The organism is Aquabacterium sp., assembly GCF_016234775.1.
Lineage (GTDB): Bacteria > Pseudomonadota > Gammaproteobacteria > Burkholderiales > Burkholderiaceae_C > Aquabacterium.
Genome location: NZ_JACRAH010000054.1, coordinates 1 through 7070 on the forward strand (window position 1 = coordinate 1; position 7070 = coordinate 7070).

Here is a 7070-nt window from a genome sequence, read left to right on the forward strand (position 1 = left end):
AGCTTGGTGCCCGACAGGTAGCCGACGAAGAAAAAGAAGATCACCGGGGCGGCCACATCGATGTCCCAGAAGCCGATCTTCCAGGGGTCATCCAGGCGACGGGGGATGTAGGTGTCGGCTTGCATGTCAGGCTCCTGCAGGTTTGAGCTGACCTCAGACGACTGCGCCCATGATGGCGCCCGCGATCACCAGACCCACCGCACCGAAGATGGCCAGGCCCACGTAGAACAGCACCGGCCCGAAATTGCGCAGGGCCGACAGCGAGATCAGGGCGACCACGAAACCGACGAAGCCGACCAGGGCCTTGACGCTAGGCCCCAGCGCGGAAATCTGGGCGAGGGCGGATGTCAGCGGCCCGGTGATGCCAGTGAACGCCACCAGGTCAAGGGCGAAGCCGGGCATGGACAGGCCCAAGCCCAGGGCAAGCATGGCCAGTGCCGAGGCCACACGCCAGCGCTTGTGCGGGGGCTTGTTGGCGTCTTTGTCGTTGGATTGACGGCTTGGCTGGTCGTCCAACTGGACAGAGGGGCGAACAGGGGTGAAGGGATGGATGATGGCTGTGCGCATGGGAATCTCCTGGCTGGGTTGCGCGTCAAGGCCTGACGCAGGCGGGGGCGATCCTGCGAACGTGCAGGCACGTTTCAGGAAGGGGATGCGGTGGGCGGCGGCCTCGCAGGCGAGGGCCATTGGTGTGTCATGGCACCCCCTCGGATGAGGTTGTGAACACGACCTCAACGCGACGATTGCGGGCTCGGCCCTCGGGTGTGTCGTTGCTGGCGATGTAGCAGCAGAGTCCTCTGGCATCGATGCGGATGTCATGGGGTTGTGCGGGACTGACGCGCTTGATGTGATCTCGAACGGCACCAGCCCGCGCCAGCGCGATGGCCTGATTGGGCGAATCAGGGCCGACGTTGTCGGTGCGTCCTACGATGAGCACACGCTCGGCAAGTCCCAGGGCTTTGGCTGCGTTGCTCAGCAAGGTCCGGTGTGCGGGTGTCAGCACCGCACTGTCGGTTGCAAACTCCAGGACCAGCACCTGAGGCTTGCGCTGCGGGGCAGGCTTGCTCACTTCAGCTGGCGCGACGGATTCAAGGGCGCGGGCGTTGCCTTGTATCGAGGGCTGAAGCTGTGTCTGCGGATCTGCCGCGGCCACGGCCACGGCCAGTGTCTTGGGTGTGGTGGTAGGACAGGCAGGCTCGACGCACTGGGCAAAGTACGCATCTCGGCCACGTTCAAGCTGCGCGATGTGTGACGCGTTCGGCTTGGCTTGCGGTGTCTCGATTGCATGGCCCTGCTTGGCGGGCAAGGTGCACGACGAGAAGGCAAACAGAATCACCGCTGCCGAGGCGCTGGTCATGGCGATGTCGTGTACGCGCGTCATGGCGACACCCGAGCGGCAAGGATGAAGAGGGGCAGCTTTGCGTCTGCGCGCTCTTGCGGCCGTACTGCGGTGGCCTGTGTGGACCGGATTGCCGAGGCGGGCAATTGCCGGTAGACCTTCCAGGCGTAGCGCCTGCGTGCACTCTGACAGGCCGCACCCTTGAGTTGGGTGCAGGCGGCGTTGTAGGCGCCTACACCGTCCCAGCTGAGGCCTTGCCTGGCCAGGGTTTGAGCAAGCAGCCAGGCGCCCACATGGATGTTCGTACAGGGGCTGTACAGGTCGCTCTCAGAGATGCCGAACCGTGCCAGCGCAGGCAGGTTCGAGCTGTTGATCTGCATCAGCCCGATGTCGTAGCTGCCCGTGCGTTGGCGGTGGCTGAGGTTGAGCGCTTTGGGATTGAGGTGCGACTCGACCTTGGCAACGGCATACAGCAGTTGCGATGAAACGCCGTATCGCTGCGCCGCCTCGTCCCAGCAAGCCAGGGCGTGTGCCGGCACGCTCAACAGCGCAAGACATCCAGACAAGAGACCCCATTGCATGGCGCACTCCCAACAAGACCGATGTGGCCGCCAATGCACGTTGCACTGCGGGACGGACGGGGTGAGACCGGCACGGTGCCGATCAAGGTCTTGTTCAGGTCAGCCGTGGTTGGACGGCCTTGGCGTGGTCAGGGCACGTGAATCGCTTGGAGATACTTCATGCCATGTGTGTGTCAGAGCGCTGGGTTGCCGATGGCGTCAGCGGGTCTGCGTGGCGTGCTCTGGGCGGAAGCGCTGTGCCATGTTGATGCGAGCTTGTTGCAGGACGCTGGCGCCGGTCTCATCCGCCTGCTGACACAGCGCCACGCAGGCGGTGGTCAAGTGATCGAGTTGAAACTTCGGGTTGGGGTGCCTGTTGGCGGGCGAGCGCTGCAACTCAAGGAGCAAGTCGTACTGCGGTCGCCACATGGCTTCCCGACGGCGAGGCGTATTGGGCGATCGGGTCACGAGCTCGGTGCCGAGAAAACCGAAGACCTGCCTTGCCGCTTCAGGTCCGGAGAAGATCAGCGAGACGCAGGCACTGATCAGGTCAGGAAATCGAAAAATCGGGCCGACGTTGTGATCGGACTTGAGCACGCCATAAAGCCAGACATGTTCTTCCAGCCACAGCCGTGTTTCGATGACGTCTGATGGCAGTGCTTCTACGGTTGCGGGGTGTCGAGAGTCTTGAAATCCGGGCGGTGCAGCGGCGAGCATGGTGCGTACCTCTGTTTCTGAATCGGCATTTGCTCGGGTGAGCGTATGAGTACAGATTAGGGCCCGGGTGCGGCATGGTCACGGGTGAATGCGGGTTTTGTCATGGGGATTTCGACGCCAGTTCATGGCGAGTACTGACGCGGTACGGCCAAGATGGACGAGTCCCATTTGCGCGAGCTAAAAAAAAGCCCGCCGATCAGCGGGTGATCAGCGAGCACAAGACGCATCGCTGTCATCACGGTGCGCCACCGGCTCAGGGAGGAAAAGCCGGGCCGAGGTACGAACCAGCGGCCCGGCAATGATACTGGGCGTCACCCAAACAGGCATTGAACTGCTGGAAGTCCGGTACCCGGATAGCGTGTTGCCACCTGCATATGGCCTACTTTCCGGGTGAAGTTCGACAAGCTCCCGCAATGGCACACGCAGTCTGCCTGGCGCCAGTTTGCTGGTCGCATGGCCCGTGTGGCTCAGGCGAGGTGATCAGGCGCTGCAGCCGCCAGGCAAAGAATCACCAGGTGATGGATGTAAGTGCCGATGTCGGCAATGGCGTGAGCTTTGTCGACGATGAAGAAGACTTCTCCTTCTTGTGGCAGGTCGTGCCACGCGCTTGTATCGAACATGTTGTGGTGGAACTTGTCTCCTACGGCGAACGCCTGAAACGTGCTGCCAGCTTCGATTTGCGCAACCGGGTCATTGCGCATGGATCGAATCCGGATTTCCAGAGCGTGGATGACGGGCTTTAAACTCTTCATTTGAATTCCTGGGTAACTAAGAGACGCCGATTGTTGGTTGTCGCATCAGTTGCCTTGCGGGCTGTTTTCCGAATCGAACGGCCATGGCGATCGGTCTGAATTTCAGAGCTATTTGCCCCCGATTTGGCCGTGCCCACACCGTGCGTGACATCGTCTTGGCGTACGCCGACATCGCCAGCAACCCGAATTTTTGAGAGCCACATGGACGAATCGGAACAGATCCTGTCAAACCAAAGCACATGTGACGAGGTGCTTCGCAAGGTCGGCCGCAATGTGCTGTTGTTTCAGCAGATCGAGGCACTGCTGAAATTTCTTGTGGCCAACCACAGGCGAGATGGCAACACGTCGAATTTCGAGGAGCGGTTGCAACAACGCACTGAGAAAACGCACAAGCAGATGATGGGGAAGTTGGTTGAGCAATTCACCGATGGCATCCTCTCTGACGCGGGTGAGCCAAACGCCGAACCGGAAGAGCAAAACCAGATCTGGATGTCATTCACGTTCACCACATCCGGGGACCGCGAGTTCTACGAGGCCCAACGTGCGGACATGAAGCGCATGGTGGACGAGCGCAACGACCTGATTCACCATTTCATGCCCCGTTGGCAACCGGACTCTCCGGAGAAGATGGCCGAGGCAGCCAAGTATCTCGACGAGCAACGCGCCAGGGTGGTGCCCATGTTTGAACATTTACGATCGGTCTCCAAGGCGCTGATTGATGTGGGGCAATCCATGGCCGCGTTCATGGCGTCCGAAGAAGGCCAGCGCCATTTCGAGTTGATCCTGTTGCAGCACAGCCCTTTGGTTTCGGTTCTGAAAGAGGTGGCTGAACAAAAGCATCGGGCTGATGGCTGGGCCTACCTTGCTGACGCGGGGCGCATTGCGTGGCTGCAAGAGCCTGAGGCAGTGATGCACATGAAAGAGCGTCAGGGCCATGCCACGCTCAAGAAGTTGGCCGTGGCTTCGGATCTCTTCGACGTGTTTGATGAACCCTTGACCGCAGGCGGATACCGTACTTTGTACAAAGCCAAAGCCGCGTCCAAGATCTAGCGCGACGGTGTTTAACTTCGTTTCCCTCTCAACCCCAAGCCGGCGCCGACCACCGAAGCTAGTACAACTGCACAGCCCCACGCGATGAAAAAAGCATTTGCTGCCGATGGGTTTGTATCGAACAAGCTTCCCTGTCCATGGCGCACAAGTACACCGTACGCGTACAAACCGGACCAAGCGAGAGTGGTTGCTGTTATTGCGCCTAACAGCGCACCAAGTAGGACGCGAATGACTGTCATAGGATAGGGAAGAACAAGATGCTCTTTGAATCGCGAAGGTCGGACCAAATACCTGGAATAACGATCCCAAAACGAGCACGCAAGCCCGTGCCAAACCCCGTCATTTTCTCGCCATTCCATAGGTCGATGTGACCACCTGTGCCCCTTCCTGCGGCCTCGCCATCTCTGCGCCAGTAACCACCAAAGAAAATGATGCCTGTTCGGCCTTGAACCTTCTTCGCCCAGTCACTTCCAGTGATGTCCTCTGGCTTCGTTGGCAAGCCGCAAAACGGGTGTCTCTTTAGCCATGAAGCCAACTCATCCGCTTTGGTCGCAGCAAATTTGCCGTTCAACATGATGCGGCCAATCGTCTGACCTTTTACATCGGCATTGGCCGGGGTGAACGACTTCATCGTGAGTCCGACCTTGTGAAAGGTCGCGCTCATTCTGATGGCGCACTGATTGTCAAAGCCATCAGGAGCCTTGCCTGTCTTGGGGTCAACGTAGGGATCGCCCGTGACGTAATTGCTCCACAAGTCTGTGAATTTGATGGCTTCTACATTGACCTTGCAAATTGAATCAGGCGTGGCGTTCGTTCTGACCTTTGCGCTTTGCTTCAGGGCTTTGGTCATGACGCCTCCGTCATGTGCTCAAGCGCATCTTCACCCCAAAGCGTTTCATAGTCTTGCTCGTTGTCTGTGATGACGCGCGGCAACTGGCCGTTTTCATCCAGTCGGCCAGAGAAAGTCCGCCCATCAGCCGTTTTGATAAACCAAGGTAATCCAACCAGCGTGGCTGTCCCGTTCGAGACGACAAGTTGTGTTTGCTCATCGAACTTCACCGGATTGCGCGTTTCGGTGGCCACGTATCCTGCGGCGGCGGCACTGGCCGCTTGAGAGGCGGCTGCGGTTTGAGGATTGGATGACCCACCATCGGATACCGTTGACACGGCTTGGCCTGCAATCAACGTAGCTCCGCATGCGCACTTGTCGCCGTGGCGGGCAGCAGGTTTTCCGTCGATGATCATCGTCGGATCACCTGTGACGATCACCGTCGGGCCGTGTCCACGCTTCGGGCACGTTACCTGATCGCCAACACGGGCAATGCCTTTGCCGTGCGTGTCGGTCATCACAGACGCTTCAATAACAACGCCACCGTGGTCGGTCTGGTCCCCCAGAACGATGAAAGGTCGTCCCATTTGTCTTGCCCTGTTTTTTTGTTGCCCGGACTCTATCAATCAGGTGTAACGAAATTGTTTCGCTCGTAATTCAGATTCATGAATGGGCCAATCTCAGGCTCTTCGGTGAAAGTCTCTGATCGCCGTCCCCATCAGCGTGCCGACGACCACAGGCACGCATGGCACGACCAGGGGGTGCAAGGTGATAGGCAGCACAAACGCCAGGACGGTTGCGCAACTGGTCAGTATGGCCAAACAGGCATACAGGGCGAACATCTCCGGGCTGTGGTGCAGGAACTCTTTGGCTTTGACCAGTCGCACAAGGTAGCCATCCGCCATGGCCGCAGCAGGGAAGGCCATCAACCAAGGGAGCCATTCCAGCAGCATGGCCAGGCGGAAGCTGGCGAGCAGCAGCAGTGCGTCAATCGAGCGGAAGTAGGGGTTGTTGAACAGCCGTTGGTTGACCGAAGCCATTTCTTGCCCGACAGCCGCGTTGACGCCACCCACGGGGGCCGCGTCTTTGGATGAGGGGACAGGTGATGCCTGACGTGCAGACTGCTGCATGCTCATCGCACGCGACAGCATGCGGGTGCCCGCGTCTTTGCCCCAGAACACCGCCGCATTGGTGTATTCCGTTCGCAGTTGCTCTATGAACCGTTCTGGCGGATGGGCGGACGGCACATAGAGCACCAGAACCAGCAACACCAGCAGTGACACCACGGCCATCGCCCTGATCATGCCGCCCTCCTGATGGGTTGATCGTCCCCATGCGCATCCGGATCCAGGATGGGGAAGCGACCTTTGATGATGCGCCCGCCAGACACCGAGGCAAAGTACTGAAGGTTGGGCAGTTTGCCCAGGACATCGGCGGGCACCATCTCCTCGAAGCTCTCGGAGAGCTGGCTTGAATAGCTGGTCGAGAAGTCACCCAGATGGGTGTCTGCACCATGCCCGAGCCCAACTCTCATCGAATGAATGGCGGTCTTGCCAAAGGTCTCCACGATGAAATCCTGCGTGGGGCGGTCTTTTGAGCGCAGCGCAATCAGGTTGTTCAGGTTGCCCAGTGCCATGCGCGCAGCCGCTTCGCTGCCCAGGCGTTTGGCCAGGTCCGCCAGTGTTTGCATCGCGCAGGTGGTGTAGATGCCGCCCTCGGCACCTTTGTTGAGGATCTCGATCAAGGGCTGGTTGATGACGTTGGCCACCTCATCTACAAACAGCGCAATGCGCCGATAGCCGCCGAGGTTGTAGCGCATGCCC

At 59.4% G+C, this 7070-nt stretch carries 10 protein-coding genes and 1 pseudogene; 1 reads left to right on the top strand and 10 read right to left on the bottom strand.

Annotated features, from left to right (window positions below):
• From traL to HY836_RS16850, 6 genes are all read right to left on the bottom strand, one after another.
• A partial coding sequence (gene traL, locus HY836_RS16825; protein WP_290678438.1) for a type IV conjugative transfer system protein TraL occupies positions 1-125 on the bottom strand: 125 nt, incomplete at its 3' end.
• A 28-nt stretch (positions 126-153) separates the two neighbouring features.
• Positions 154-567 (bottom strand): hypothetical protein, encoded by a 414-nt coding sequence (locus HY836_RS16830; RefSeq protein ID WP_290678416.1) that lies wholly within the window; start codon positions 565-567, stop codon positions 154-156.
• Between the two features lie 127 nt (positions 568-694).
• On the bottom strand, positions 695-1381 hold the full coding sequence (locus tag HY836_RS16835; protein ID WP_290678419.1) for an OmpA family protein: 687 nt from the start codon (positions 1379-1381) through the stop codon (positions 695-697).
• On the bottom strand, positions 1378-1920 hold the full coding sequence (locus HY836_RS16840; protein ID WP_290678421.1) for a lytic transglycosylase domain-containing protein: 543 nt from the start codon (positions 1918-1920) through the stop codon (positions 1378-1380). Before HY836_RS16840 ends, HY836_RS16835 begins: the two co-directional genes overlap by 4 nt.
• A gap of 198 nt (positions 1921-2118) precedes the next feature.
• Positions 2119-2616, bottom strand: a complete 498-nt coding sequence (locus HY836_RS16845) for a hypothetical protein (RefSeq protein WP_290678423.1) — start codon at positions 2614-2616, stop codon at positions 2119-2121.
• A 467-nt stretch (positions 2617-3083) separates the two neighbouring features.
• Complete coding sequence (locus HY836_RS16850; protein ID WP_290678425.1) at positions 3084-3368, bottom strand: hypothetical protein; 285 nt, start codon at positions 3366-3368, stop codon at positions 3084-3086.
• Between the two features lie 123 nt (positions 3369-3491).
• Here HY836_RS16850 and HY836_RS16855 point away from each other — a divergent pair, with 123 nt between their 5' ends.
• Positions 3492-4418, top strand: coding sequence for a hypothetical protein (locus HY836_RS16855; RefSeq protein WP_290678427.1), 927 nt, complete (start codon positions 3492-3494; stop codon positions 4416-4418).
• Positions 4419-4653: 235 nt separating this feature from the next.
• On the opposite strand, the gene HY836_RS16860 is transcribed toward HY836_RS16855, so the two are convergent.
• From HY836_RS16860 to HY836_RS16875, 4 genes and pseudogenes are all read right to left on the bottom strand, one after another.
• The gene (locus HY836_RS16860) at positions 4654-5268 is read right to left on the bottom strand and encodes a T6SS effector amidase Tae4 family protein (protein WP_290678429.1); all 615 of its coding nucleotides are present in this window, start codon (positions 5266-5268) and stop codon (positions 4654-4656) included.
• Positions 5269-5579: 311 nt separating this feature from the next.
• Positions 5580-5834 (bottom strand): annotated as a pseudogene (locus HY836_RS16865) (PAAR domain-containing protein); the annotation flags it as partial.
• Between the two features lie 93 nt (positions 5835-5927).
• Positions 5928-6551 (bottom strand): DUF4400 domain-containing protein, encoded by a 624-nt coding sequence (locus tag HY836_RS16870; protein WP_290678432.1) that lies wholly within the window; start codon positions 6549-6551, stop codon positions 5928-5930.
• Positions 6548-7070 (bottom strand): TraM recognition domain-containing protein (locus HY836_RS16875; protein WP_290678435.1); only part of this gene is annotated, 523 nt, incomplete at its 5' end. The genes HY836_RS16870 and HY836_RS16875, both read right to left, overlap by 4 nt.